Source organism: Paenibacillus sp. PDC88 (assembly GCF_900106725.1).
In the GTDB taxonomy this organism is placed as follows: Bacteria; Bacillota; Bacilli; order Paenibacillales; family Paenibacillaceae; genus Paenibacillus; species Paenibacillus shunpengii.
This window is the reverse complement of record NZ_FNNT01000001.1, coordinates 590,302-616,948: the sequence shown is the minus strand read 5'-3', so window position 1 is coordinate 616,948 and position 26,647 is coordinate 590,302. Positions and strand designations below refer to the sequence as shown.

The window sequence follows — 26,647 nt, the reverse complement described above, 5'->3', positions numbered from 1 at the left end:
GTGCATTCATTTGTACATTGTTCAATCGATTGTCGAGGTTCCAGTTGATAAAGTAGAGGAGGTCATCGGTCTCTATCAAAACCGAAGCCGCTCCGTGGACAAGGCATCTGGATTTATCTCATTTCAGCTGCTGCAGAACGAAAACAAGCCGGGAGAGCTTACCGTTCACATGACTTGGGAGGATAAGAAGGATTATCTTGCTTGGGTGACGAGCTCCGACTTCAAACGCATTCATGACTTGGAGCGGAAATATCCGGACCAAGAGCTGGCTAACATCAAGCCAACTGTAAGAAGATATTCGGTACGGGCAGAATAGTAATCATTTGAATCATAGAATAATGCAGATAGAATAATGCAGATAGAATAATCTATTTTGTTTAGAAGCACGGAAGGAGCTGCATGGGTTGTGAATTCAATGCAATATGCAGCTGGTGAGGCGTTATTAAAGGATGCTGATAAGCTGGCTGAGCGAATAACCGATAGACAGTATGAGCTTCAGCCTGAGCTAGACCAAAAGTTTGGACAATCTGGACGGATCAGAACGAAGCAGGATTCATTATACAGCTTGAATTTCTTGGCTGAGAGTGTGATGATGAGAAGCCCTGTTCTGTTTACGAATTACGTGTCCTGGCTCAAAACATTGCTTAAAGGTTATCGAGTTACGGATGAAGACATCAGAATTAATCTCTTGTTAATTAAGGAAATGATTGAAGAATATTTTGAATATCCAGACAAGGAGCTTGTTCTAGAATACTTGGAGCTTGGGTTGATAGAGGTGGAATTAGCAGAGCCTTCTCCGAAGTTTGTAAGGGAGGAGCTTCCTTATTACACCGAAGCCAAGCTCTACCTGGATCAGCTGTTGTCCGGTAATCGACTCGCTGCTGCCGCGATTGTTGAAGATATGGCTGAGGATCATACACCTATTAAAGATATATACACTTATATATTCCAAATGACACAGTATGAGATCGGAAGGCTATGGCAAATAGGTGAGATTACAGTTGCACAAGAACATTTTTGTACAGCCGCTACACAGGCAAATATTTCAAGGCTATATCCGTATTGGCTCACAAACTCTGCAAAAGGACATCGTATCGTATCGGCTTGTGTTGGCAATGAGCAGCATGAGATTGGTCTTCGAATGCTAACCGATCAATTTGAAATGGAGGGATGGGATACTTATTATTTGGGAGCAAATGTACCCAATCCCAGTCTCATCGATTCACTCGTCAAATATAAAGCGGATGTTTTGGCATTATCTGCAACCATGACCTATCATGTGCATCTTGTCCGAGAGCTGATTGTACAGGTTCGAAATCATCCGAGTACCGCAAGAGTAAAAATATTGGTCGGAGGCATGCCCTTTAATACAGTTTCAATGCTGTGGAAGGAAGTAGGAGCAGACGGATATGCAGAAGATGCGAAAGGAGCCATCGCTCTAGCTAACAGGCTTATATCTGCCAAGTAATACAAGAACCCTTCGTGTCAAGATGAACGTATAAAGGAGGGATATTATGAATTCTGATCACGATTTAGAGATGACTAGACTGCGGCACCTCATTGAGGATCTGAATAAAGAAATCATCCGCAGCAAGGAGCAGGAACAGCGGTTGCTCCAAGAATTTTCAAGCATGAATAACGAGCTGGTAACACTTCAGCGTGAGCTGACAAAGAACAATTTGAGATTAGCAGAGGCAAGAGAGGATGCCGTGCATGCAAATGAAGCAAAGACGGAATTTCTTGCACTTCTGAGTCACGAGTTTAGAACCCCGCTAAATGGAATTTTAGGCATGGCTGAAGTGCTTTCCTTATCCGAGCTATCGGAGGAGCAGAGACAGTCTGTGTCGGTCATTCAGGAATCTTCTCATATACTACTCCATCTTATCAATGACTTGCTGGATCTATCCAAATTAGAGGCTGGCGAAATGAAGCTTAACCCTTCTTCAATGGATCTAAGAGCCATCGTTAAGCATGTAACTCTTCTATTATCCCAAAAAGCATTAGACAAAGGTAATCGGATTGTTGCCGATATTGACAGCTCTATATTCGAACGGTTTGCAGGTGATACAGCACGGATGACTCAAGTGCTTACGAACCTAATGGGCAATGCGAACAAATTCACCAAAAATGGTTTGATTCGAATCCGCATCATCGTCTTGTCTCAAACGGAACAAGAGCAGAGATTACGTATCGAGGTAACGGATAATGGTATAGGCATATCCCAAGCGGAGCAGGACAAGCTGTTTAAGCCTTACTCACAAACAAGAGAAGGGCAGAAGTCAGAGCATGGCGGAACAGGACTTGGGCTGTCCATTTGCAAATCCTTTGTTGAGCTTATGGGAGGTAAGATTGGTGTAATCAGTGAACAGGATGCAGGCTCAACATTTTGGATTGAAGTCAGCTTTCCATCAGAGAAGGTAACAGGAGAGGCAAGCGAGGCTGCGACATATAGTATGCGGCGTACGAATTCGCTGCATAGAGCAGAACAATCTAAAATACAACATCCGATTCTTCTGGCAGAGGATAATGGAATCAACCGCAAAGTCGTGCTCGTGCAGCTAAAAAAGCTGGGCATTACCAATGTGGAGACGGTAGAGAACGGAGAAGCAGCCGTATCAGCATATTTAAGTAAGCCGTACTCGCTTATTTTGATGGATAACCTCATGCCGAAGCTCGGCGGGATTGAGGCAGCGGAGAAAATACGCCAAATCGAGCGTGATGAGATGAAGCGTCATACGCCGATTATCGCTCTTACAGGCAATGTGTTTCCTGGCGAGAGAGACAAGTGCTTGCAGGCAGGTATGGACGATTACATCGCTAAACCGATCTCTCTGGATGCGCTGAAGGAGATTATACAGCGATGGATTACAGGCAGGGATGATCAAATTTTAAATCAAGAAACGATGGCTGAGCTAATGGACCTCGGGGATGATCAGGATAGTGAACTGTTATCGACACTCCTCGAAATGTATCAAAATGATACACCTGACAAAATTAATCGGCTGATTCAATATGTAAAGGACAGAAATTACAGCCGTACAATTGAAGTTTCACATGATTTGAAATCCAGCAGTTTAAGTCTGGGTATCCATTATTTGTCTACCTTGTTTGCAGCAATAGAGGAGGCAGCTAAGTCAGGCTGCTTGGATTCAATAGATGGCTTGCTTGAGGGGCTGATGCCTGCTTATCTGGAAGCGTGCACAGCAATGGAGAAGCACTTGTGATCGACTCTTCATGACTGTTATCAAATGGTGAGGTATTCTTTAGTGGAATACCTCATTTTTGTGTGACGATAATTAACATAAAAACATTCATTATGTAATAAAAAGATATTAATGGTGACATATATAAACACTATGTGTTACTATATCTAACAAAATAAAGTTGAACATCGTGCTCTTGCTGTAAGCGAATGGGATATTGTCTAACTTGAGGAAGAGGTGCTCATGCGATGGAGTATTTTATTCAGCAATTCATTAATGGAATATCTGTTGGAAGTATCTATGCTCTCATTGCACTCGGCTACACAATGGTATACGGCATCATTAAGCTCATCAACTTTGCACACGGTGATATTTTTATGGTCGGCTCATTTATCGGTTTGTACAGTGCCCGATTATTTGCGGCAGCAGGCCTTCCTCCTGTCATTATTCTGCTTCTTTCTCTTGTATTCTCCATGGGGATCAGTGCTCTGCTCGGCATGCTGATTGAGAGACTCGCATACAAGCCTCTTCGAAATGCTTCTCGTATAGCCGTTCTGATCACTGCGATCGGTGTATCGTTCCTTCTAGAAAATAGCGGCATTCTCGTCCTTGGCCCTCAAGCTCAAGGTTTCCCCGAAATTCTTCCTAAACATCAATTCACACTATTCGGTGACGTCCAAGTGGATACGAATCAAATCATGATCTTTGTTATCACCATTATTCTAATGATACTTCTTCAGTATATTGTGCATCAAACCAAGATTGGCAAAGCCATGCGAGCAGTATCCTATGATCTGGAAGCTGCTAGGCTTATGGGCATTCATGTGGATCGGACCATATCAGCAACATTTGCAATAGGTTCCGCGCTTGCGGCAGCAGGTGGTGTCGTCTTCGGTATGACCTACAATGCCGTTGATCCGTTAATGGGAGTTATTCCGGGCTTGAAAGCCTTTGTAGCAGCAGTTCTTGGAGGTATTGGGAGCATTCCTGGTGCCCTCGTTGGAGGCTTACTGCTTGGAACAATTGAGACCAACGTTTCATCTATCGGTTTTTCTTCTTGGAGAGACGGGGTTGCTTTTGCTGTGCTGATCCTTATTCTTATTTTCAAACCATCCGGACTGTTCGGCAAGAACACCCGCGAGAAAGTGTAGGTGGGATTCATGCTTACCATAAAAAGACGCTCGTTCTGGTTAGGAATTGTTCTCTCACTCGTCATTTACGGTGTAATTCAAGTCTTATTATCGTCTCGGGTGTTGAATGACGTAGCAGAATCCACACTCATATTGATTGGTATCAACATCATCCTAGGTGTGTCATTAAATCTAATCAATGGAATTACAGGCCAATTCTCAATTGGGCATGCCGGATTTATGGCGGTTGGCGCTTATATGTCGGCGATTATGACGCTTGATTTTGACATGCCGTTTCTTATTGCCATGCTGCTGGGAGGTTGTTTGGCCGCTATATTTGGCTTATTGATTGGGATACCGACTCTTCGCTTGAAGGGGGATTACTTAGCGATTGCTACACTTGGGTTCGGAGAGATCATTCGGATTATTTTGCTTAACACGGAATATGTAGGAGGCGCTTCAGGTCTCAGTGGAATTCCAAGTGAAACGACTTGGACATGGGTATTTGCGGCCATGCTTGCTGCCACCATTCTTATCAACAATTTTATAAGATCGAGTCATGGTAGAGCCTGTATAGCGATCCGTGAGAACGAAATTGCCGCAGAAGCGATGGGTATCAACACAACACTCTATAAAATCATGGCTTTTGTGATCGGTGCCTTCTTTGCAGGAATTGCCGGGTCGTTGTCAGCTCATATGTTTTACGTAATTAACCCGAGCAGCTTTAACTTTCTTAAATCATTTGAAATTCTCGTCATGGTCGTGCTGGGAGGGCTTGGCAGTACATCGGGAGCGATTATTGGTGCGATTGTGCTGACTTTATTATTTACTCTACTTCAGGATTATCCGGAGATTCGGATGGTCATATATTCTTCCTTGCTTATTCTGATGATGATTTTTCGGCCGAAGGGCCTGCTTGGAACAAGGGAGTTTTCATTTGATTTTTTAAACAAAAGAGGAGGGAAGGCAGAGAATGAGCACACCGGCACCCATTCTTCTTGAAGTGAATCATGTAAGTAGAACCTTTGGCGGTCTGCAGGCTTTGAACAATGTATCTATGTACATGGCTGAAGGAGAGTTGGTTGGACTTATTGGCCCTAATGGAGCAGGAAAAACTACGTTGTTTAATCTGCTGACCGGTGTCTATGAGCCTTCTGCCGGGAAGATTCATCTGGCAGGTGAGAAATTGAATGGGCTAAAGCCTTATCAGATCAATCAGAAGGGAGCGGCTCGGACTTTTCAAAATATCCGCTTGTTCGGTCAAATGAGTGTTGTGGATAACATTAAGATGGCATTCCATCAACATGCCAGGCATTCTGCTGTGTCCTCGATGTTCAGACTGCCCATGCACTTCAAGGGCGAGAAGGAGATCAATAAAAAAGCAAACGAAATCCTTGAAATCTTCAATCTCAAGGATCGTGAACATGAACTTGCTGGAAATTTGAGCTATGGGAAACAGCGGCGTTTGGAAATTGCAAGAGCGCTCGCGACAGGTCCAAAGGTGCTGCTGCTGGATGAACCCGCGGCGGGGATGAATCCTCAGGAAACAGCGGAGCTCATGACACTGATTAAGTGGATTAAGGACAACTATAAACTGAGTATTCTTCTGATTGAGCATGACATGTCACTTGTCATGAATGTATGTGATCGAATCTACGTACTCGACCGGGGAGAGCGAATAGCAGAAGGTACACCGGAAGTCATACGTACCTCTGCACAAGTCATTGAAGCTTATCTGGGTCAGGACGCTGAGGAGGAAGGCCATGCTTAACATTGAGGGTTTGAATGTATATTATGGAGCCATTCATGCTCTAAAAGATATACATCTTCATGTCAGCGAAGGAGAGATTGTGACCCTGATTGGCGCGAATGGTGCCGGGAAGTCGACCTTGCTCAGGACCTTGTCTGGACTGATCAAGCCAAGAACGGGAATCATTCATTTTCAGGGGATGGCTGTTCAAGGACAATCTCCCCGAAACATTACAATGAAAGGCCTGATTCATTGCCCAGAGGGAAGAAGAATTTTTGCGAATATGTCGGTTGAGGAGAACCTTGAGCTAGGCGGATTTCTGCAGCGGGATCAGAAAGAGCTGCGATCTGATATCGAGAATGTATACTCTACCTTCCCCATACTTGCTGAACGCAAGAAGCAGATGGCGGGCACTTTGTCCGGAGGCGAACAGCAAATGCTGGCTATTGGACGGTCACTTATGGCAAGACCGAAGCTGTTGCTGCTGGATGAGCCATCAATGGGACTTGCTCCACTTCTTGTAAAAGAAATATTCAAGGTGATCCAGACGATTAACGCAGCGGGAACGACCGTAATGCTGGTAGAGCAAAATGCTCACCAAGCCCTCAAGATTGCGGACCGTGCTTACGTATTGGAGACCGGGAAGGTCGTCATAGAAGGAGAAGCGTCGGAGCTCGCTGATTCCGATGAGATCAAGCTTGCTTATCTGGGAGGTCATATCTGAGAGAAGGGAACCTATAAGCTAGGATGCCTCTTCTACCAGTTGGCAAATAGATAGGAAAATAAACGATACGGGGGAGTGTATTGTCGATGCGGAAACCGTGGTTTAATCTACTCAGTACAGTATTGATTTCAGCAGTATTCTTAAGCGGATGCAGCGGCGGAGAATCAGGTAGCCGTGCTGAGAGTGAGAATGAGAATGAGGGCACAATCAAGATTGGTACCAACTACGAGATGACCGGAGGACAATCCACCTTTGGAAATTCATCTGTCAAAGGAATTCGCTTAGCTGTCGAAGAGATCAATGCAGCTGGCGGAGTGCTCGGCAAGCAGCTTGAGCTAGTGGAGGCTGATAATGCATCTAAGCCTGAGGAATCAACACGAGCTGCCCAGAAGCTGATTACCAGTGATAAGGTTGTTGCGTTACTAGGCCCATCAACCTCCACTAACACTCTCGGTGCTGTGCCGATCGCTATGGAAAAGCAAATTCCGATGATAACAAGCTCCGCAACGAACTCCAAGATTACAGTCGATGAACGAACTGGGAAAGTCAACGATTGGATCTTCCGTACTTGTTTTATTGATCCATTCCAAGGTCAGGTGATGGCTTCATTTGCTAAGGATGAATTAAATGCAGCCACCGCAGTTATTTATACCGATACGACGAGTGATTACTCCAAGGGTCTACAGGCCTCCTTTAAAGAAACCTTTACGGCAGCTGGCGGAGAAATTGTAGCTGAAGAATCGTATGCTCAGAAAGATTCAGACTTTAAAGCTGTGCTCACTCGGATCAAGGATAAGAACCCGGATGTAATTTACCTGCCTGGCTACTACGAAGAGGTTGGTAAGATTGTGAAGCAAGCGCGGGAAATTGGCATTACGGTTCCTTTCCTAGGCGGAGACGGCTGGGATTCACCTGAGCTTGTGAAAATTGCAGGTGAAGACCCGCTGAACAATACGTATATCTCCAATCACTATTCATCAGAAGATACCGCGCCGGAAGTTAAATCCTTTGTGGATGCTTACAAAAAAGCAAATGGTGACGAAGCGCCCGATGGCTTTGCTGCGCTCGGCTATGATACAGTGAAGCTGCTTGCCGATGCCCTTACCCGTGCCGGCTCCACGGAGCCGGAGAAGGTGAGGGACGCACTTGCATCAACGACAGATCTGCAGCTGGCTACCGGAACTGTAACGCTTAATGAATTTCATGATCCCGTTAAATCAGCAGCGGTGCTTGAATATGTGGATGGTAAACAAACCTTTGTAACCAAAGTGAATCCGTAAGCAGGAACACGTTGAACAGCCGGACGCCAATAAGGCAGTCCGGCTGTTTATTTTGTTATACTTCATATTTAGGTGTTGGCATTGTATAAAATGGAAAGTCGTTATAGAGTGAATATGACAGAAAGATAGATCGTTTGGATAAGGAGAGAGTTTGGAATGTGGTGGATTGTTATTGTTGCTCTAGTTGTCATTGCTATCATGGCAGTTATCGTATCACACTTTTATAAAATGGCTGTTAAACGTGCGCCAAAAGCTTTCCTGGCGGGAAATGCAGATCAGGCAGCCGGTGATCAAGTTGTTTCTTCCGGGCCTGATTATGCCTGGATCCGTTCGCAGAAAAGAGAGGAGCTTGAGCTGACCTCCTTCGACGGGCTGAAGCTTAGGGCCACATGGATTGAAGCAGAAACCAACACAAACACAACGGTTATATTGGCTCACGGCTATACGGGAAGAGGCTATGACATGTCTGCCTTTGCCAAATTCTATGTAGAAGAACTCGGCTATAATGTGCTGATGCCGGATGATCGTGGACATGGGGCGAGTGAGGGTAACTATATCAGCTTTGGATGGCATGACCGACTGGACTATATCGACTGGATGCAGACCGTTATAATGCGGACAGGTGCGGACAGTGAAGTTATATTGCACGGCATATCCATGGGTGCGGCAACCGTTCTGATGGCGAGCGGAGAGAAGCTGCCTCCACAAATAAAGGCGATCATTGCGGATTGTGGATATACCTCCGTCCATGCAGAGTTAACTTATCAATTGAAGCAAATGTTTAAGCTGCCTCCTTTTCCATTTATCCCGCTGACAAGCCTATACACCAAGCTGAAATCAGGCTATGGCTTTAAAGAGGCATCTGCTCTGGAGCAAGTAAAAAAAACGCAGCTGCCTGTTCTATATATTCATGGGGAAGAGGATGATTTCGTGCCTACCACCATGGTATATGAGCTCTATGAACACAGTGGTGGAGACAAATATTTGTTCACCGTTCCCCATGCTGCACATGGAACCGCATTTGTTATTGACCCGGATGGTTACAAGCAGGCCGTACGGGATTTCCTGGCCAAGTATTTGGAGAAAAAAGAAGAGGCTGTCTAAAGGGAGGGGGTTATTATGAATCAAAAGCGTAGTTGTGCGGGATGCGGGGAACCACTTGACGAACATGCCTTTAAATGTAAGAACTGCGGTGAGCTGGCCGTAAAGAAACAAAAGTCGCTGGACATCAACGAGCTGCCAGGTGACGAGTTATTCTATGTGGATAGATATTCGGCTGTTCTGCTGGTCATACTGACCATTGTATTATCGCCCATTGCTATCTTAGTGGGGACATTTCTCTTGTTCCACGACGATGAATATCGCCGGGACGTAGGTCAGATGATGGTAACCGGAGGTCTGATCGTTACTGTGGTTTGGGCTATCGTTTATTTTGGCTGGCTATAAAGGGACATTCTTTCGTATGGTAGATATTTTTCCATGCTGAATTAGAAGTTTGTAAATGGGTTAAAGAGTAAATACATCCTACAACGAACGATAACGGAGGTGTCTACTCGATGGATAGACAATTTGAAGAAGCTCGTAAAATGGAAGAGAATTACCATAAACAATTTTATCAAGAGCATGATATTTATGAAGAGGGAACTTGGATGGCCGGTCCAATGCCGGTTGTCATGGATAGTCTTGCGCGGTTAATGCGTTTGAAGCAGGACTTGACCATACTGGATCTCGGAGCTGGTGCGGGGAGAAATACGATCGCCATGGCGGAAAAACTAAAAGGAACAAGCAGTGAGCTGATTGCTGTTGATCTGCTGGAGGAGGCTGTTCAAAGCCTGGTTGAACATGCTAAAGATTATAAGGTAGATCATATGATATCAGCTGAACAAGCAGATATTGAACATTATGAGATGAGAAAGAATCGGTATGATTACATCGCCGCGTGTTCCTGTCTTGAACACTTGTCTTCTGAGGAGGCACTAAGCAAAGTAATTCGGAGAATGAAGGAGGGCACGAAGCTCGGAGGAATCAATCTGATCACGATGAGCACGAATGTAGAGGAAGTGACAATTCAGGATCATAGGCCTAGAGAACCCTTGATTGAGCTTAATCTGCCTACCTTGCATGCTGAAGAAATACTTGCAGATCAATACAAAGACTGGGAAATATTATTCACAGAGCGAGTTACACAAGCTATTCCTGAACAAAAATATGATGAGTCCACTGAATTCCGCTGTCAGCTGATCCGTTTTGCAGCCCAGAAGCGGTCAGAATAAAGTATGCAGCAGGTTGTTATCAGCAGACGATCTGCTGCTTTTTAGTTACGCTAATTAATCTATTTATACAGCCAGCCTCATCAAAAGATCACTTGAGTTGAACCTATTCTAATATGTAAAAAAAGCACAAACTATTCATTGAATGCCTATGAACATATGGACTATAATTTATATAGCAAGGAGGGAATTGAATTTTGAATTTAAGCTATGAAGAGCAGCTGTATCAGATCATGAAGGATGTTCAGGTGATGGATGATCTAAAGCGTGTTCGTGAATTAGGGCTTCCTCAGGGCTGCATCGCTGCAGGATATGTCCGCAACCGTGTTTGGGATGTACTCCATGAATACAAACAATATACACCCCTTCATGATATTGACGTCATCTATTACGACCCTGACCAGACGGATGATTGGGTAGACAAGCAGTATGAGAAGCAGCTTGAATCCGGCCAGATCAGGCGCAACTGGCAGGTGAAGAATCAGGCACGTATGCATGAATACAACAATCGGACGACTCCATACCAATCGGTAGAGGATGCAATGAGGTACTGGCCCGAAACCGCAACCGCCGTGGCCATCAGACTGAATGATCAGGATGAAATGGAGATTGTCAGCCCATTTGGTCTTCAAGATCTGTTTGAAATGAATGTCAGGCAAAGTCCCTATTTCCTTCATACCGGGCTGTTTAAGCAGCGAGTGTTTGAGAAGGAGTGGCTGGATCACTGGCCTTTGTTAATTTTGCACGGCTGATTTGATGCATTATAGCGAACCCACCTATAAGAAAACAAGAGAGAGACAGCAATAATAAAAAAGGGGAAAAGTGGGGAATTATTATGCCTTGGCCAATGGTTCATTTAACGATTGCCCATCTGGTAAAGCAAGGGCGGCCCTCACCGTCTTTTGTACTTGGCAGTATCGCACCCAACGCTTTTCGAGTTCGACAGGGCGCGAATGAACAGATGAAGTGGGCGAGTCATTCCTGTCCATCTGAAGGTGTGCTACCCAGAGTAAGAGATATTCAGCTGTTCCATGCGGCTCATGCAGACCGAAGCTTGGGAGAAGAATACAATGAATATTTATTGGGATATGCGGCGCACTTGTATGCAGATGTGAGGTGGGCAGAAACGGTATACAAAGGGATAGAGAATTACGTACAGCGATTCATTGTTTACCGCTGGTACAGTCAGATTAGATCGTTTCAGAGCTTATACCAGCGCGATGTACTGCAGCTGGAATACATACTTATGGATATACATCCGGAAACCAAGGATTTACTGGAGGCGCTGGAGGTCGCTCCTGCGTTATCAATGGGAGCCCTCGTTACCATGGAGGAAGTCGATGATTATAGGTTTGAGATATTAAGGAAGCTGGAAGAACCCGTCAAGCCCCGTACCCTTCGATTCATGGATGTGGAACGTGTGGAGCAGTTCATTCAGGATACGGCTGAGGAACTGAGCTGGCTGCTCCCCTCCTGGCAAGCGCAAAGTGAGAATGATCAGCTTACTTATAAGGAGATAATTCATGAACAATAGAGATAACATCGTGATCGGAATTGACGGAGGAGGAAGCTATACAAGAGTCACGGTTGCTGACTTTACAGGACAGATTCTGGCTCAGGTGCGCAAAGGCGGTACGAATCGCCTGCACAATATACAGGCGGAAGAGCATCTTCGCACCGGTATTCTTGATGCCTTAAGTGCAGCAGGAAGACAGCTGGAACATGTCGCTTCGATTACGGCCGCACTCGCTGGGATAGATCAGCCTGGAGACGAGAAGTGGGCAATGGAGGTTCTTCATGAGCTAGGAATCTCCACTCATGGTCAGGTGGTTAATGATACGCTGGCTGCCCATCGATCCATTTTTTTAGGACGTCCGGGAATTGTAGCGATTGGAGGAACAGGATCCCTTATTTTCGGTATAAATGAAGAAGGCAGAATGGTGCGAAATGATGACTTTGCCCATTACGCCCGTGTCGCAGCCCGATTCATAACCTATGAAACGGTGTATGCGATTATCTCCGGCTATTATGAAGAAGCTGACCTGCCTTTAGTCGGCCTAATGCTTCAGCACTTAGGATGCTCATCAACACAGGAGCTGGCTGAGCTGGCTCTCCGCGGATATGGAGTGGACAAACGCAGCCAGAACCGGATGCTCGGGGATATGGCACATCTCATTACAGAAGCCGCTGACACCGGTATCCCGCTGGCTGTCAACATATGCAACGAGGCAGCTAGACAAACAGCCGTCGGCATCCGGCTGATCGGTGCTACGTTCCGCGCATCTGAAATTCTTGTATCATTCAGCGGAAGCTGCATTACTTCACCCTATATGAAGAAGGCCGTACTTGCACAATTGAAGAGCGGCAGCGGAATAAAAAATGAGACGGATCCTGAGTTCGTATACGTTGAACAGAGGCTCCCAAGTGATATTGGTGCTGTCATGATGGCCTATGAAGCAGTGGGCAGAAGAACAACTGACTCTATGATGAATAAGCTTGGGCAGCCGTATAATATCAATAAACTTGAAATCTAACGCCAAAAGTCCTAAAGTACGTATAGTTAAGGATATTAGGACAGGGAGGATTTCATTTTGTTAGTTTCTATTAAAGATCGTATACATGATGCCATCGTAGAGGAGCTGATCGGATATTCGACACTCCCAGAAGAATCTCATATTCAAGCAGCACTTGCGATGTATAAAGATAATGATTCCGCGCAGCTGCTCGGACTAGAAGATGAAGGACAGCTCGTTGCACTCATCGGACTTGAGCAGGATGGGAGTAAAGTGATGATTAAGCATTTGGCTGTACTTCCCGAGAATCGGGAAAAAGGATATGGCCGCGGAATTATCTCAGAAATGATCAGCAGTCTTCAGCCTGAGACGGTTATGGCGGAAACCGACGAAGAAGCGGTTGATTTTTATCGCAATGTGGGCTTTGTCGTTTACAGCCTGGGAGAGAAGTATCCTGGGGTTGAACGCTTCCGCTGTGTCTTTGAAACAGAGGAAGAGGAATAAGCCTAGTTGCAGACAAGGAAGCATTAGCAGTGTTTGAAGGATAACTCACAAGCGAGGAGCAGAGTATATTGTCAACAGCAGTGTACAGAATCATAGGTTTATTGCTTGGTCTAGCGGTTCCTTTTTTAGTTTTGTGGCTGAAGCTCATTATGTTCGTGCTCTTTCTTGCCGTTGTGTATGCTGAATTACGCAAGGTAAAATTTCCTCAGAGCGGCGTCTATTTTATCGGGGGCATGCTGGTCGGAAGTATTGCTGCTTATTTCATTTAAGCTTTATATTCATAAGAATTCATTTCTTATTAAGAGAACACATGCTGAACGTTTCGGAGCCTTTATTCGATTCGTTCGTATGTGTTTTTTTGTGAGAAGGAAGCCTTCTCAAGGACAACTTGCCGTGCCAAAAGCCTGAATTCCACCATAAGCTAGAATAGATCAGCAGCAAAATAAAAGGAGGGAAATCATATGGTGTACCGATATTTAGCCCTTGGAGATTCACTCACCGTTGGAATCGGTGCATTGTTTGGCAGCGGATTTGTACCTCTCTACCGAAAAAAACTAGAATATCATTTAGGCAGCATGGTGCTTGTCAGCAATAGAGGAGTGAATGGATTAACCTCACGAGGACTGTTGTCCATGGTAAAATATGATGAGCACTTGCGCTATTTAATTAAAGAGGCCGATGTGATTACGATTTCGATAGGCGGTAACGATCTGATTCGGGCAGCGCGTTCAGCTAGAGGGAATTTGCTATCCCCAGTGCTGATTGAAACGCTTGAGTCTTGTGAGAAGCATGTGTCAGATATTATTTCTCAGATTCGACAGCTCAAGAAGAAATCACATCCCTACTTTATTCGTCTAATCGGACTATATAATCCTTTGCCGCGAAGTGAAGCAGCATATCAATTTGTGAGGCAGTATAATGAATTTTTGATAGGCTTTACGAGCAAGAATATTGCCACAGCTCCGTTATTACAAGCTTTTCAGGGGAGAGAGCGCGAGCTGCTGTTTATTGATCAAGTGCATCCAAGCAGCAAGGGCTACCGTGTCATTGATGACCAGCTTGCTAGACTGGGTTATGATCCTTTAGCATCGATAGGAAATATAAGTGTTCGAAGGAAGTAATAGGAGTAAAGGGGAGCACAGGTATTGCAGCTTGTGTTCCTCCCAACAGGAAGTGCCTGAACATAAGGAGAGAGTGATGTATGAGTATGGACAAGCCTAAACAGGATGATGAACTTCATATCCTTCAGGACATATGGAGCAGCTATTTCGCTGGACCCGATCATGAAGCAGCAGCAGAGCCAAGCATTACCCGACTTCGTGGTGGAATGAATAATTCATCCTATCGATTAGGAATCAGGAACCAAGAGTATGTGCTCAGGCTGTATGAATCACATCAGGATCAAGACAAGGTTCTGTATGAGCATGCGGTGCTTGATTCTCTATCACGAATAGAGAGAAGATTTGAAATTCCTGAATTAGTACATACACCGCAAGGGAACACAATTACTTATTGTAATGGTAAAATAGCGGCTCTATTTCGATATAAAGAAGGCCGGAATCCAGAGCTTACAGCACCTCAGCAGTATGAACAGCTCGGTCTACAGGCGGGTCAGCTCTCTGCTGCCTTATCGCGTGTAGAATTGACCCATACTCCCGTATATCCGCCTTATTATAGGCTTGATATTTCGTATCCGGAATGCCCGCCTGCATATCTGCTCTCTTTTCTCAATCAGCCTGATCCGGTCTTTCAGCATCAAGCTCATCAGATGAAGGAGATGGCAGAGTCAGTTGCTCAGCTATTTGAAGCCCTTCGTTTCATCGATCAGCTGCCGCATCAAATCGTTCACGGTGATCTTAATGCTTCTAATGTGCTGGAGAATGATCAAGGTCAAATTTATGCCATTCTGGATTTTGAGTTTGCGACGCTTGATGCGAGAGTCATGGAGCTGGCTGTTCCATTATCGGATATGCTGGGTCATGAGGAAGAGGAGATGTGGGAGAATTGTATTGCACTCATATCTGGCTTCACTTCGGTGATTGAGTTAGGAGAGGACGAGAGAGCGGTAATACCGCTGCTGATTCTGCTTCGCCGGCTTGATGTTGTAATGCACTTCATATCCAGGTGGAGAAAGGGCATAGACTCATATGCTGTAGTGGAGCGGCAATTGGAGGAACTGTATGCACGAATGAAATGGATGGACAAGAATAGAGATCAACTGGCAAGCATTTTGAATCCATCGAAATAGACAAGAAAAAAGCTGTATTCCACAATTCTGGAGTACAGCTGATTGTAATTGGTATAGAACATTTACTAGTGAAGTGCAATAAATTAGTTCATCATTTTGCGGAATAGGCTGCGCACCGCCCAGCGCCGTTCTTGGCGCTTCTTGTACTTCGGCAGAGATCGATAGACCTGAATTGACTGATTGAAGGCCTCCTTGGCTTCAGCCGGCTGTCCCAGTGCACGATAGACCAGGCCAAGGTAGTAATACGATTCGCTGGAAGAAGAAGAGATTTCCTGGAATTGTTCTACATAGCGAAGGGCCTTGCTGTGTTCTTTGTCTCTGTAAGCAGAGGCAAGCCGCAGATAAGGCTGCCCGTATTTTACTCTTGGGTTGATCTCAAGCGCTCTGAGAATATTTTGTTCTCCAGATTCAAGCTGTCCAAGGTGAAGTTCCGTCGTCCCTAGTGCATCCCAATATTCAGCCGAATGCTCATAGGCTCCTTCAATGGATCGCAGCAGTTCATTCCCCTCTTTAAACTTTTTGCGTTCAATGAGTAGTCTCGCAAGATCAAGCTTTGCCGTCACATCATTTGGGTTCATCGCGATTTGCTGGCGGTTTTTGGATATATTCCGCATTCGTTTATACGGCTTGGTCAGGCTTGGGAACACACCGACAAATCTGCGGTCTAGAAAGTAAATGATGAGCAGCAATACGATAATAGCAACGAAAGGATTGCCGAAAAGGTAAAGCAGAAGTCCAAAGCCTAAGATTTTGCTCATAAATCTCCTCCGTATAATTTCTATCTAATCTACTGTTATGACGAACTGATGGCATTGCGAACCGCAAGGATGTAACGTGACTGATCCCGTGGATCAACCCCCCGTCTTTTACGAGTGGCAATGATGCCTTCGGGGCATGCCTGATATCCCGCGTAGCTCGTCGTCATGATTCCGCTGCCTTTCGTCTCTGAACGAAGCTGAATCGGATAATTCAGGGATGTGGCTACCGGAATAATCCCTTCTACGGTGCATCGTCCGTGTGCGATATAAGGTGCTTCAAACACGGCCCGCATATGAACCAGTTCACTAAGGACCTTACCGCCGTTCTCTTCCGGCACGGTAATTCGAAAATGCTGCATCGGCTCAAGCAGCGTCGTTCTCACTTGATCTAATCCATCCATAATGCCCATGGGAGTTGCGACTACAAAATCGAGCGGATGCGTGTGCCACACATGATGCTCTCCATATGTCAGTACGACCTCAAGATCTGTTACTTCCCAGCCAGACAATCCTTGCTCCAGCGCTTCTGGCACACGGCGTGCCACTTCATTCTGATAGCGCTCCAATAGATGGTCATAACGAACCTCTGAGCGATAGACAAGACCACTGCCACGAGGAAGAGGCCGAATGGCAAACCGAAGTACAGCCCAGCAAGGCTTAGGCATGGTATAGGCGATGAACCCTTCTCCTTCAGCTGCTGGCGTTTCTTTATAGATAACAGATGGTGGATCAAAAGTGACAGCAAGCCCGAATCTGCTCAGCAAAATGCTCTCCAGGATCTCGAGTTGAATGGATCCCATTACTTTCAGATGAAGCTCCCGTTCATCCTTGAGCCATGTCAGGCCAAGCAGCGGGTCCTCATCTGATAATTCCTGAAGGGCTGCGATGAGGGAAGGATACTGTGCATTGTCCTTGCAGTGCACTTGAACGGTGAGCAGCGGGACGGCCATTCCTGGCAATGGAGGAACGTATGACTCACTCCCGATGATGTCTCCGATCTGAGCTTCATGAAGGCCGTAAACCGCAGCAATGTCCCCTGCCTCAAATTGGCCGAGGTCAATCGCTTTTCTTCCTTCGAGTTTGCGGATTTGAGTTACTTTCTCCTCCAAGCCCCGGTTCATAATGGTGACGGTATCCCGAGTATGTAATTTCCCATTATAGAGTCGAATATAGACGGCTCTTCCCATTGATTTGTCCCGTTCTACTTTGAAGACGACACCCGAGAGAGGGCCATCCGCATTGCCAGCTGGTCCAGGCAGATAATCGATGATGGCTTCCATTAATTCTCGAATTCCAATTCCTTTTTGAGACGAGCCAAAACAGACAGGAAAAGCATTCCCATGCCTTACTTCGGCCGCGATTCGCTCCTGGAGCTCATCTGGTGGAATTTCCTCACCCTCAATGAATCGTTCCAGAAATTCCTCATCCTGATCAGCCAGCCATTCAGCAATGATGTTATGTTCCTCACGAGCGTCAATTCCATCTTCAGTGAAAATGGATACCGCCTCACGCAGCACCTCATGATCGAACTGAACCTGCTGAACAGGCAAGGCCGCTGGTGATAAGAGTGAAGTTATATTGTCCATGATATCCGTGAGAGAAATAGCTGGCCGATCCATTTTGTTCACATAAATGATAGTAGGAATATGTAGTTTGCGAAGTGCTTTCCAAATGGTTTCCGTCTGCGCTTGTACCCCGTCGGCAGCGGATATGATCAGGATGGCTCCATCCATAACCCGAAGACTGCGTTCCACCTCAGATATAAAGTCAATATGCCCAGGCGTATCTACTAAATTTACCGTACAATCCTTCCATACAAAAGAGGTAGCCGCAGCCTTGACAGATATTCCTCTTTGTTTCTCAATGTCCAGCGAATCGGTGAATGCTGTTCCTTCATTTACACTGCCCAGCGCACGGATAACTCCGCTTTGATACAGTATTTGCTCAGTTGTCGTCGTTTTACCTGCGTCGACATGCGCGAAAATACCAACATTACGATGATGTTTAGCCACGATCAAACCCCTCAGTATTTCAGCTCTAATGCAACAGCCATTTTTATAACATAATTATACCACAGCAGTTTGATGATGAGAGGCTATAATCCAGCAGACAACCTTATCCATGTGCTCAGAACTTGGCTTCAATAAACCCGGAGTGGTATGCTTAAGAGCAGGACATAGATGAAATATGAATTGATGAGCAGGATAAGGAGAATGTAACAGTGAGTATAGAACGAGTTGCCAAACAAATTGAATTTATTCGCGAGATTGATGAGCTTAAGCATGTGCTTCGCCAGTCGTATCTGATGAACGGCTCACGGCGGGAGAATGATGCGGAGCATACCTGGCATATCGCTGTCATGGCTCTACTCTTGAAAGAACATGCGATTGATGATCAACTGGATCTGAAGAAAGTAGTTCATATGCTGCTGATTCATGATCTGGTTGAGATCGATGCAGGAGATACCTTTGCGTATGATGTCAAAGGCTATGAGGATAAATGGGATAGAGAGGTAGCGGCGGCCAAGCGGATCTTTGGATTACTTCCGGACGAACAAGCAAGCGAGTGGATGAATCTGTGGCTTGAATTTGAAGAAGGGCTGACGAATGAAGCCAAATATGCTGCGGCAATGGATCGTCTTCATCCGGTGCTGCATAACTTCTATACGGAAGGAAAAGCGTGGAGAGCACATCAGGTATCCGTCAGCGCAGTAAAAGCACGTGTCGCAGTCATAGCAGAAGCCTCTCCTGTACTTGCTGACTATGCAGCAAGCCTGCTTGAGCAGGCAGTAGAAAAAGGATACTTACTGCCTGAATAGGCTGCGTATATACAAATAGTTGATTGCGTGGGCAGTTCTGATAAAAAGTCCGGAGAAGTGGAATTTCACTTCCTCCGGGCTTTTTCTTTCCATAAACGGCTTCCTCTCGCAAAGGTACGAGTTGGTTGGATCGGCGTCGTAGCTACTTCCGTATACTTTTTCGATAGTTCGCCGGCGTCATCCCCGTATGTTTCTTAAACATGCGGTAAAAGTGAGGAAGACTGTCAAACCCGCAGCTCTCGGCAATAACGGCCATCGTCTGATCGCTATGCATCAGCTGTTCCTTGGACAGGATAATCCGTCTTGCACAGATGTAGTCTGTCGGCGTCATTCCCGTAAATTGCTTAAATACGCGGCTGAAATGAGCGGGCGACACCGAAGCCTCCTTAGCCAAATGGGCAAGCGAGACCTTGTCACGCAGCTTATGCTCTATAATGGATAAAGATTGAGTAAGCCATTCAGGGCCGGACATTATCGCTGGTGCTTGATCTGTGACGGAGCTGAGCCGGGTTAAGTAGATGAGCAGAAGCTGTAAGTGAAGGAGCGTGGAGTACGATCGCATGGACTTGCGGCTGTTCATTTCGTTATAGATGTGATCGATGATTTGACTTACATCGTCTAGCTCCAGCCTGCTGAATTGCCGCTTATAGATTTTGGATTGGCGGTGCCTCTCAAATAGCAGCAGAGTTGAGGCTGCTTCATTTCCCATACCGTGAAACAAGGCAGGGCTGATATAGAAGGCGGTGGAGGTTAGAAGATTATCCGGATCAGGAAAAATTCGATGAATGGTGTTACCTGGAATAATAATCAGATCACCTGGCCCCATATCGAGGCTCATATGATCGATAAATATTTTACCCCGTCCTTGATGAACACAGATCATTTCATGCCAATCATGGAGGTGGTCGGGAAGCTCGTGCTCGTAAGGCTTGGTCTCATGGTAGAGCATTCGGAAGGGCAGCTCGATATCCGCAGGTATACGAGTATCAACAGGTGCGTTCAGTGAGTTACGCATAGGGAATCGCCTCATTTTCCGTTAATATCAAATTTGAGTATATATTTATCAAAATCAGCAATTTTACTTCTTTATATTGATGATACAATGATCAGTATCAGGAAACAATATGTCATTGATTAGAGGAGAAGTGAACCATGGCGGTAAGCAATGATCTCCCTAGACTGGGACGGAAGCTGGAAGGTGTAACCGACAGCGCGAAGCTGGCTAAATTTCAAGAAATGCCGGTGAAGGTGCTTCAGATCGGCGAAGGAAATTTCTTGAGGGGATTTTTTGACTGGATGATTTATGAAAGCGCTATACAAGGGTTGTTTACAGGTAGTGTCGCCGTAACACAGCCAAGAAGATCGGGTCGTCACAAGCTGCTGAACATCAGAGAGCAGGATGGTTTATATACGCTGCTGACCCGAGGCATTGAGAACGGAGCAGTGGTAGAGCGGGAAGCCATTATTCCTGTGCTGTCACATATGATTGATCCTTATGAGGAATGGAATGAATTCCTGGCTGTGGCTGAAGGACCCGAGCTGGATATTGTTGTATCCAACACGACGGAAGCGGGACTCGTGTATGAGAAGTCGGAGTACCATGAGGGTACGCCAGTGAATTCATTTCCCGGGAAACTAACCGTGTTCCTGCATCATCGCTTTCAACATTTTCAAGGAGACACCGGAAAAGGATTAATTCATCTTCCGTGCGAGCTGGTTGAAGGCAACGGTGATTTATTGAAATCCTACGTTTTAATGCATAGTGAAGATTTTGGATATTCGGAGGAGTTTCGCGAATGGGTCAAGAGCAGCAATCAATTTCTGAACAATCTGGTTGACCGTATCGTAACAGGTGCACCCTCTAAGTCCGAAATCAGGGATATTGAAGAGCGGTTAGGGTATAAGGATTCACTGATTAACAGTGCAGAGCCTTATCATTTGTGGGCAATCCAAGGAGACAGTTCGCTTGCCGACAAGCTTCCGCTCGCACAGGCAGGACTTAATGTGCATTTCACTGATGATTTGAAGCCATATCAGCTTAGAAAAGTCCGTATTCTAAATGGTGCTCATACGCTCATGACACCGCTCGGTATATTGCAGGGTAAGCGCTTCGTTCGGGAAACGATGGAGGACAGCCACCTTGGGGATTGGGTGCGCACAGCTGTTTATGAGGAGGTCACACAAGCGCTGGATCTTCCGCAGGAGGAGCTGCATGTTTATGCGGGTGAAGTGTTTGAGCGGTTTATGAATCCATACATTGATCATCGACTGCAGGACATTATGCTGGGCAGCTTGAGTAAATTTAAAGTTCGATTGATGCCAACAATGCTGGATTACTACCGTAAGAACGGAGAGCTTCCCAAACGGATTGTGACAGGCTTTGCTGCTCTGCTTCGATTGTATCGGACGGTGAAGACTGAGGAAGGATTCATGACGGTAACCTATAGCGGTGAGTCCGTTCTGCTTAAAGACAATGAAGCACATCTTGAACGATTGGAGAGACATTGGGCAGAGCTGGGTCAGGGCAAATCTCTTGATCGTGTGATTACTCAGATCCTGGCAGAGGAGACGATCTGGGGACAGGATTTATCCTTACTGCCTGGACTTACTGAGACTGTATGTGAATCGATTAGAGAATGGGAAGGGGAAGAGGTATGAGCACCATTCATCGAACACAGGACTTCACCATCATTCGGGAGAACGATGATGTAATTATTGCTCTTCGTGATTATAAAAAGGGAGAAGTGATTGAACGGAATTCTTCCTCAACCATTACTTTGACGGAAGATATTCCGAAGGGGCACAAAATCGCTGCCCGGCAGATCCTGGCAGGGGAGAATGTGCTCAAATACGGCTACTCTATCGGCGTTGCCAAAGAACAAATCTTGCCGGGCTGCTGGATTCATACACATAATCTCGCAACCGGTCTATCTGGACTCCTCGAATATGAATACGACAAAACCGAGCCAGAAGCGCTTCCCGCACCGCCCGCTCATCTCCTGACGTTCGACGGTTATTTGCGTCCGAACGGCGAAGCCGGAATTCGGAATGAGATCTGGATTATTAATACGGTCGGCTGCATCAACAAGGTATGTGAAGCATTGGCCCGGATGGGAGAAGGCGAATTCAAGGGACGTGTTGACGGGGTATATCATTTTCCTCATCCTTTTGGCTGCTCACAGCTTGGCGATGACTTGAAGTATACACAGCAGCTCCTTGCTTCACTCGTTGTACACCCGAATGCAGGAGGGGTGCTCGTTATTGGTCTAGGCTGTGAGAACAATCAGGTCGATGATTTCAAGACGTTTATCCCTGCGGAGTATCATCATAAAGTGCGTTTTCTCAAAGCACAAGAAACGGATGATGAGCTGAGCGAAGGGATGAGATTGATTGAAGAGCTGGTGGAGCAGGCTGAGCATGTACGTCGTGAGCCGCTGCCGTTATACAAGCTGAAGATCGGTCTCAAATGCGGTGGCTCGGATGGCTTCTCCGGTATTACGGCCAATCCACTCGTTGGTGTCGTATCTGATCTGCTTGTAGCAGCAGGAGGCACGGCTATTCTAACAGAGGTTCCTGAAATGTTCGGAGCTGAAACCATCCTGATGAACCGTGCTGCTAACCAAGGGGTATATGATGAACTTGTTAAGCTGATCAATGGGTTCAAGCAGTATTTTGTAAACCACGGTCAGAACATTTATGAGAATCCATCTCCAGGTAATAAAGCAGGAGGTATTACTACTCTGGAGGAGAAATCACTTGGTTGTACTCAAAAAGGCGGGCGCTCAGAAGTGGTGGATATTCTGTCTTACGGGAACAGGACGACCAAGCCAGGGCTGAATATTGTCGAAGCTCCTGGTAACGACCTGGTCTCCGTTACGGCACTATCCGCAGCGGGTGCGCACATCGTTTTATTCACGACAGGCAGAGGGACGCCGTTTGGCGGACCTGTACCTACGGTGAAGATCGCAACCAATTCCGACCTGGCTCGCAGGAAGAAGCACTGGATTGATTATAATGCAGGGCAGCTGCTCGAAGGGATCAGCATGGAGGATGCAGCCGTTCAGCTGTTAAGCCAGCTCGTGGATATTGCATCAGGTCGTGCAGAGACGAACAGTGAACAGCATGGTTTCCGTGAAATTGCCATATTTAAGGACGGCGTAATCTTGTAGCACATCGTTAGATTCGCCAAAATAAGCTTCCGGCTGGTTCTGAGCTGCCGGAAGCTTATTTCTTTGTTATATTCGGCCGTAGCTCGAGAGTGTCTTCAGCCGCTCGATCGTGAGATGGCCCCGCCATTCGTTCTCGGCTGCTGAGCTCAGTGGTTCCCATGAGATCGGCCACCCGCCATCATCCTGTTGTTCAGAGATGAGATGATCTAGATGGAGTGAGAGGATCTGCTCAGGGACGAACTGGACGGCATAACTGGTTGATTCCGGTGCCCAGTCGAGCACTTTTTGCACATACCCTCCAGCCCTAGGATCAAGTTCAATGACACCCGGCTCGGATAAGTGCTGATCTACTCTGGTCTTCAGTGCTGCAGCACGGAGATCACCTGTCTGCTGTTCGAGAAAGTGAACAGCGTGGATCCAGTTGTGGAATCCTGTTAGATCGGTACTCTCTACAGTATCCCATGTATATTGAATAGCTCGGTTCAACCATTTCTCTTTGAGAAAAGGATGCCAGTCTCTTGATTTCAGCAGGAGGGCTGCAATCGAGCCGGTAGGATTAATGGAAGCCGTATCATCCGATTCCGTAGTCCACCAAGGAGTATGAGGATGCTCGTTTATGCTGCGGAAGGCGTAGGGCCATCCCCCTGTATGAGGATTAGAATGTCGTTCAAGGAATTGTCCTAGCCCTGTCATTAAATTCTCCGGAAAAACTCCTGTTTCGTCCATCAAATGCAGCGCAAATTCTGCTCCCTGGGGCTGGCTGTACGGACTGCGGATATCAGGTTCAAGAGCATTCCCCAATCCCCCGTCCTTGTTCTGATATGCGGCTAATGCTTGCATAACTGCTTCAGGTGATCCCTGTCCACTAAGATGTGCAAATCGGAGACGATCCAAGAGACGGGCGTTCTTAAAAATAAAGTCACTTGCTTGCTGTACGATAGGGTGAGACATATCCAGCATAGGATACTTTCTCATCACAGAATCAACTCCTTAGGAAATCTGAATTAAGGAATGGGTTGCATATAGCAGGCTATAGAAATAGAAAATATTGCAGCTCCCAGATGTATTCCTTACTGCATTCTGATTTTCCTTCCCGATTTTATAGGAAGAAGAAATATCCCGTATCCATAATGGACACGGGATAACGATTGCTTCTTACTGATTATTTGACTTCCAGAATGTGAACGTCTCGTCCTTCAATAGATACTGTGCCGCTCAGCTGATTGCCACTGATTAGGTCCTCAGCCTTTAATTGGCCTAGATCATAGGATACGGCCTCCGTATTATGATTAAGCACAAACAGATAGGAGATGCCGTCCTTAACACGGCGGCTGACCTCAACACCTGATGGAGCTGAGAGGTTAGGCTGAATTCCTTTATCCGTTGTAATCTTCTCAATCAGTTCATCGAGGAAGCCTTGTTCTGGATCGGTTGCTACGTAATACGCTTCGCCTTTGCCAAACGTATGCCTAGTAACTGCAGGCATTCCCTTGTAGAAATCTTCGCCGTATTCCGCGATCACCTCAGCACCTTCTGTATGCAGGAGATCACATAGCATTCCGCATTCGTAGCTGCCTTGAAGCTTGCCGAACTTGTCTTTCAGCACAATCTTATTCTTCTGATCCGGGAACAGGGCATCAATCTCCTCGACCCAGATGCCCAGCATTTTCCGCAGCTCTCCCGGATATCCGCCGACCGTGACCAGATCATTTTCGTTTACAATACCGCTGAAGAATGTCGTCAGGAACGTTCCTCCATTCTCCACGAAGGCTTCCAGCTTCTCAGCGAATCCCGGCTTAACCATGTATAGAACTGGAGCAACAACAAGGTCATATGCACTCAGATCGGTATCCACACTTACCATGTCGACCTGAACATTGCGGTTGTAGAAGGACGCGTAATATTTGTGAATCTGTTGTACATAATTCAATGCGATCGTTGGACCGCTCGATTTCTCAATCGCCCACCAGTTGTCCCAATCGAACACAATGGCGGCTTTGGCATCAGCGCGCGAATCTAAGAGGCGGTCTCCGATGCGCTGCAGCTCCTCACCAAGCTGAGCTACTTCACGGAATACGCGTGTATTCTCATGCCCGACGTGCTCAATAACAGCCCCGTGGTACTTCTCACAGGCACCGATGGATCTGCGGAGCTGGAAGAACATGACGGTATCTGCGCCATGCGCTACAGTCTGATAGCTCTGCAGGCGCATGACACCCGGACGCTTCAGCGAGTTGTACGGCTGCCAGTTCTGCTGGCTTGGCGTTTGCTCCATCAGCATGAACGGCATTCCGTCCTTGAGTCCGCGCATCAGATCATTCGCCATGGCAGTTTCGCTCGGCGGAGTCGTTAGGCTCGGATAGCTGTCCCATGAAATAATGTCCATGTATTTGGCCCACTTGAAGTAATCCAGCTGCTTGAAGAAGCCCATTAGATTGGTAGTCACAACAGATTCAGGCACATGCTTCTTAATTGCGTTGTACTCCAGCTTGTAGCAGTTCAGCATGCTGTCAGAATTGAATCTGGAGTAATCCAGAGAGATGCCTTGGAAGTTCGTGGAACGATCTCCCCATTCCTCGCTCAGGTTGCTTGGCAGCACGATTTCATCCCAGTCATAGAACGTATGTCCCCAGAATGCCGTATTCCAGGCTGTGTTCAGCTGATCAAGTGTCTGATATTTCTCCTTCAGCCAGACACGGAATGCACGTTCACAGTTGTCACAGTAGCAGTCGCCCCCATATTCGTTCGACACATGCCATACGAGAACCGCAGGATGATCCTTGTAACGTTCTGCCAGCTTGTCCGCAATACGCTCGGAGTAGAGCCGGTAAGTCGGACTGTTCGGGCAGGAGTTATGGCGACCCCCAAATTTGCGTTTACGTCCATCCTTATCTACCCGAAGTATGTCTGGGTATTTCGTTGCCATCCATGCGGGATGAGCGCCTGTGCTCGTGGCAAGACATACATAGACACCGCTTTCATAAAGACTGTCGATCAGCTCATCGAGCCATCCAAAATTATATGTGATCTCGTCAGGCTGATTCTTGGCCCAGGAAAAAACGTTAATTGTCGCAATATCGATACCTGCGAGCTTGAACATGCGCAGATCTTCTTGATGTGTAGCCTGATCCCATTGCTCAGGATTGTAGTCTCCGCCGTAGAACATTTTAGGAAGCTTCGTACTAATCAAGTGAACTCACCTCTTGTATAAGAATAATTCAATCATATAATATGAATTATATTTTTAAAATATAAGAATTGTTATGGATGATATAATAAT

The 26,647-nt window shown here is 46.2% G+C and carries 26 protein-coding genes; 21 read left to right on the top strand and 5 right to left on the bottom strand.

From position 1 onward, the window contains the following. The first annotated feature begins 10 nt into the window (after positions 1 to 10). The 18 genes from BLW49_RS02760 (at position 11) to BLW49_RS02675 (ending at position 15,622) form a co-directional block, all read left to right on the top strand. Positions 11 to 316 (top strand): antibiotic biosynthesis monooxygenase family protein, encoded by a 306-nt coding sequence (locus BLW49_RS02760; protein WP_090723035.1) that lies wholly within the window; start codon positions 11 to 13, stop codon positions 314 to 316. 99 nt (positions 317 to 415) lie between these two features. Next, positions 416 to 1,468 carry a cobalamin B12-binding domain-containing protein gene (locus tag BLW49_RS02755; RefSeq protein WP_076312517.1) on the top strand — a complete coding sequence of 351 codons (1,053 nt, stop codon included), beginning with the start codon at positions 416 to 418 and terminating at the stop codon, positions 1,466 to 1,468. 46 nt (positions 1,469 to 1,514) lie between these two features. Beyond that, positions 1,515 to 3,224, top strand: coding sequence for a hybrid sensor histidine kinase/response regulator (locus BLW49_RS02750; RefSeq protein WP_090723034.1), 1,710 nt, complete (start codon positions 1,515 to 1,517; stop codon positions 3,222 to 3,224). Between the two features lie 227 nt (positions 3,225 to 3,451). Beyond that, positions 3,452 to 4,354, top strand: a complete 903-nt coding sequence (locus BLW49_RS02745) for a branched-chain amino acid ABC transporter permease (protein WP_076311284.1) — start codon at positions 3,452 to 3,454, stop codon at positions 4,352 to 4,354. Positions 4,355 to 4,363: 9 nt separating this feature from the next. Next, positions 4,364 to 5,335 carry a branched-chain amino acid ABC transporter permease gene (locus tag BLW49_RS02740; protein ID WP_076311283.1) on the top strand — a complete coding sequence of 324 codons (972 nt, stop codon included), beginning with the start codon at positions 4,364 to 4,366 and terminating at the stop codon, positions 5,333 to 5,335. Beyond that, entirely contained in the window at positions 5,307 to 6,104 is a 798-nt protein-coding gene (locus BLW49_RS02735; protein WP_076311282.1) for an ABC transporter ATP-binding protein, read from the top strand. Before BLW49_RS02740 ends, BLW49_RS02735 begins: the two co-directional genes overlap by 29 nt. Then, positions 6,097 to 6,807 (top strand): ABC transporter ATP-binding protein, encoded by a 711-nt coding sequence (locus BLW49_RS02730; RefSeq protein ID WP_076311281.1) that lies wholly within the window; start codon positions 6,097 to 6,099, stop codon positions 6,805 to 6,807. Before BLW49_RS02735 ends, BLW49_RS02730 begins: the two co-directional genes overlap by 8 nt. An 86-nt stretch (positions 6,808 to 6,893) precedes the next feature. Beyond that, positions 6,894 to 8,087 (top strand): ABC transporter substrate-binding protein, encoded by a 1,194-nt coding sequence (locus BLW49_RS02725; RefSeq protein ID WP_076311280.1) that lies wholly within the window; start codon positions 6,894 to 6,896, stop codon positions 8,085 to 8,087. Positions 8,088 to 8,243: 156 nt separating this feature from the next. Beyond that, positions 8,244 to 9,191: an alpha/beta hydrolase gene (locus BLW49_RS02720; protein ID WP_076311279.1), complete on the top strand. Its 948-nt coding sequence runs from the start codon at positions 8,244 to 8,246 to the stop codon at positions 9,189 to 9,191. A gap of 15 nt (positions 9,192 to 9,206) precedes the next feature. Then, on the top strand, positions 9,207 to 9,533 hold the full coding sequence (locus BLW49_RS02715; protein WP_076311278.1) for a hypothetical protein: 327 nt from the start codon (positions 9,207 to 9,209) through the stop codon (positions 9,531 to 9,533). 110 nt (positions 9,534 to 9,643) lie between these two features. Then, entirely contained in the window at positions 9,644 to 10,360 is a 717-nt protein-coding gene (locus tag BLW49_RS02710; protein ID WP_090723032.1) for a class I SAM-dependent methyltransferase, read from the top strand. Between the two features lie 230 nt (positions 10,361 to 10,590). Beyond that, positions 10,591 to 11,109 carry a nucleotidyltransferase family protein gene (locus tag BLW49_RS02705; protein WP_090723808.1) on the top strand — a complete coding sequence of 173 codons (519 nt, stop codon included), beginning with the start codon at positions 10,591 to 10,593 and terminating at the stop codon, positions 11,107 to 11,109. Between the two features lie 83 nt (positions 11,110 to 11,192). After that, positions 11,193 to 11,891: a zinc dependent phospholipase C family protein gene (locus tag BLW49_RS02700; RefSeq protein ID WP_076311276.1), complete on the top strand. Its 699-nt coding sequence runs from the start codon at positions 11,193 to 11,195 to the stop codon at positions 11,889 to 11,891. Beyond that, a complete protein-coding gene (locus tag BLW49_RS02695) occupies positions 11,881 to 12,891 on the top strand; it encodes a BadF/BadG/BcrA/BcrD ATPase family protein (protein WP_090723030.1) in 1,011 nt (336 codons plus the stop codon). Before BLW49_RS02700 ends, BLW49_RS02695 begins: the two co-directional genes overlap by 11 nt. 57 nt (positions 12,892 to 12,948) lie before the next feature. Beyond that, positions 12,949 to 13,374 carry a GNAT family N-acetyltransferase gene (locus BLW49_RS02690; protein WP_076311274.1) on the top strand — a complete coding sequence of 142 codons (426 nt, stop codon included), beginning with the start codon at positions 12,949 to 12,951 and terminating at the stop codon, positions 13,372 to 13,374. Positions 13,375 to 13,442: 68 nt separating this feature from the next. After that, the gene (locus BLW49_RS02685; protein ID WP_076311273.1) at positions 13,443 to 13,643 is read left to right on the top strand and encodes a hypothetical protein; all 201 of its coding nucleotides are present in this window, start codon (positions 13,443 to 13,445) and stop codon (positions 13,641 to 13,643) included. 192 nt (positions 13,644 to 13,835) lie between these two features. Beyond that, positions 13,836 to 14,495 (top strand): GDSL-type esterase/lipase family protein, encoded by a 660-nt coding sequence (locus tag BLW49_RS02680; RefSeq protein WP_090723028.1) that lies wholly within the window; start codon positions 13,836 to 13,838, stop codon positions 14,493 to 14,495. 80 nt (positions 14,496 to 14,575) lie between these two features. Further along, positions 14,576 to 15,622 carry a phosphotransferase gene (locus BLW49_RS02675; RefSeq protein ID WP_090723026.1) on the top strand — a complete coding sequence of 349 codons (1,047 nt, stop codon included), beginning with the start codon at positions 14,576 to 14,578 and terminating at the stop codon, positions 15,620 to 15,622. Between the two features lie 83 nt (positions 15,623 to 15,705). Here BLW49_RS02675 and BLW49_RS02670 read toward each other — a convergent pair whose 3' ends face one another. Together BLW49_RS02670 and BLW49_RS02665 are read right to left on the bottom strand one after the other, a co-directional pair. After that, positions 15,706 to 16,380, bottom strand: coding sequence for a tetratricopeptide repeat protein (locus BLW49_RS02670; RefSeq protein WP_076311270.1), 675 nt, complete (start codon positions 16,378 to 16,380; stop codon positions 15,706 to 15,708). A 35-nt stretch (positions 16,381 to 16,415) separates the two neighbouring features. Then, positions 16,416 to 18,392, bottom strand: coding sequence for an elongation factor G (locus BLW49_RS02665; protein ID WP_256209549.1), 1,977 nt, complete (start codon positions 18,390 to 18,392; stop codon positions 16,416 to 16,418). A 209-nt stretch (positions 18,393 to 18,601) separates the two neighbouring features. Between BLW49_RS02665 and BLW49_RS02660 the strand changes: the two genes are divergently transcribed. Further along, a complete protein-coding gene (locus tag BLW49_RS02660; RefSeq protein WP_090723023.1) occupies positions 18,602 to 19,198 on the top strand; it encodes an HD domain-containing protein in 597 nt (198 codons plus the stop codon). Positions 19,199 to 19,340: 142 nt separating this feature from the next. On the opposite strand, the gene BLW49_RS02655 is transcribed toward BLW49_RS02660, so the two are convergent. Further along, on the bottom strand, positions 19,341 to 20,213 hold the full coding sequence (locus tag BLW49_RS02655) for a helix-turn-helix transcriptional regulator (RefSeq protein WP_076311268.1): 873 nt from the start codon (positions 20,211 to 20,213) through the stop codon (positions 19,341 to 19,343). Between the two features lie 137 nt (positions 20,214 to 20,350). Between BLW49_RS02655 and BLW49_RS02650 the strand changes: the two genes are divergently transcribed. Both BLW49_RS02650 and BLW49_RS02645 read left to right on the top strand, forming a co-directional pair. Next, entirely contained in the window at positions 20,351 to 21,856 is a 1,506-nt protein-coding gene (locus BLW49_RS02650; RefSeq protein WP_090723021.1) for a tagaturonate reductase, read from the top strand. Beyond that, entirely contained in the window at positions 21,853 to 23,367 is a 1,515-nt protein-coding gene (locus BLW49_RS02645) for a UxaA family hydrolase (RefSeq protein ID WP_076311266.1), read from the top strand. Before BLW49_RS02650 ends, BLW49_RS02645 begins: the two co-directional genes overlap by 4 nt. A gap of 66 nt (positions 23,368 to 23,433) precedes the next feature. Here the strand turns inward: BLW49_RS02645 and BLW49_RS02640 are convergent, their stop codons facing one another. Beyond that, positions 23,434 to 24,342 (bottom strand): hypothetical protein, encoded by a 909-nt coding sequence (locus tag BLW49_RS02640; RefSeq protein WP_256209548.1) that lies wholly within the window; start codon positions 24,340 to 24,342, stop codon positions 23,434 to 23,436. Positions 24,343 to 24,529: 187 nt separating this feature from the next. Continuing rightward, entirely contained in the window at positions 24,530 to 26,557 is a 2,028-nt protein-coding gene (locus BLW49_RS02635) for a beta-galactosidase (protein ID WP_090723020.1), read from the bottom strand. Positions 26,558 to 26,647: the final 90 nt, after the last annotated feature.

Coding starts and splice junctions, on each gene's coding strand:
- BLW49_RS02755 (WP_076312517.1), top strand. CDS start 416: ATGCAATATGCAGCTGGTGAGGCGTTATTAAAGGATGCTGATAAGCTG.
- BLW49_RS02750 (WP_090723034.1), top strand. CDS start 1,515: ATGAATTCTGATCACGATTTAGAGATGACTAGACTGCGGCACCTCATT.
- BLW49_RS02745 (WP_076311284.1), top strand. CDS start 3,452: ATGGAGTATTTTATTCAGCAATTCATTAATGGAATATCTGTTGGAAGT.
- BLW49_RS02740 (WP_076311283.1), top strand. CDS start 4,364: ATGCTTACCATAAAAAGACGCTCGTTCTGGTTAGGAATTGTTCTCTCA.
- BLW49_RS02735 (WP_076311282.1), top strand. CDS start 5,307: ATGAGCACACCGGCACCCATTCTTCTTGAAGTGAATCATGTAAGTAGA.
- BLW49_RS02730 (WP_076311281.1), top strand. CDS start 6,097: ATGCTTAACATTGAGGGTTTGAATGTATATTATGGAGCCATTCATGCT.
- BLW49_RS02725 (WP_076311280.1), top strand. CDS start 6,894: ATGCGGAAACCGTGGTTTAATCTACTCAGTACAGTATTGATTTCAGCA.
- BLW49_RS02720 (WP_076311279.1), top strand. CDS start 8,244: ATGTGGTGGATTGTTATTGTTGCTCTAGTTGTCATTGCTATCATGGCA.
- BLW49_RS02715 (WP_076311278.1), top strand. CDS start 9,207: ATGAATCAAAAGCGTAGTTGTGCGGGATGCGGGGAACCACTTGACGAA.
- BLW49_RS02710 (WP_090723032.1), top strand. CDS start 9,644: ATGGATAGACAATTTGAAGAAGCTCGTAAAATGGAAGAGAATTACCAT.
- BLW49_RS02705 (WP_090723808.1), top strand. CDS start 10,591: ATGAAGGATGTTCAGGTGATGGATGATCTAAAGCGTGTTCGTGAATTA.
- BLW49_RS02700 (WP_076311276.1), top strand. CDS start 11,193: ATGCCTTGGCCAATGGTTCATTTAACGATTGCCCATCTGGTAAAGCAA.
- BLW49_RS02695 (WP_090723030.1), top strand. CDS start 11,881: ATGAACAATAGAGATAACATCGTGATCGGAATTGACGGAGGAGGAAGC.
- BLW49_RS02680 (WP_090723028.1), top strand. CDS start 13,836: ATGGTGTACCGATATTTAGCCCTTGGAGATTCACTCACCGTTGGAATC.
- BLW49_RS02675 (WP_090723026.1), top strand. CDS start 14,576: ATGAGTATGGACAAGCCTAAACAGGATGATGAACTTCATATCCTTCAG.
- BLW49_RS02670 (WP_076311270.1), bottom strand. CDS start 16,380: ATGAGCAAAATCTTAGGCTTTGGACTTCTGCTTTACCTTTTCGGCAAT.
- BLW49_RS02655 (WP_076311268.1), bottom strand. CDS start 20,213: ATGCGTAACTCACTGAACGCACCTGTTGATACTCGTATACCTGCGGAT.
- BLW49_RS02650 (WP_090723021.1), top strand. CDS start 20,351: ATGGCGGTAAGCAATGATCTCCCTAGACTGGGACGGAAGCTGGAAGGT.
- BLW49_RS02645 (WP_076311266.1), top strand. CDS start 21,853: ATGAGCACCATTCATCGAACACAGGACTTCACCATCATTCGGGAGAAC.
- BLW49_RS02640 (WP_256209548.1), bottom strand. CDS start 24,342: ATGAGAAAGTATCCTATGCTGGATATGTCTCACCCTATCGTACAGCAA.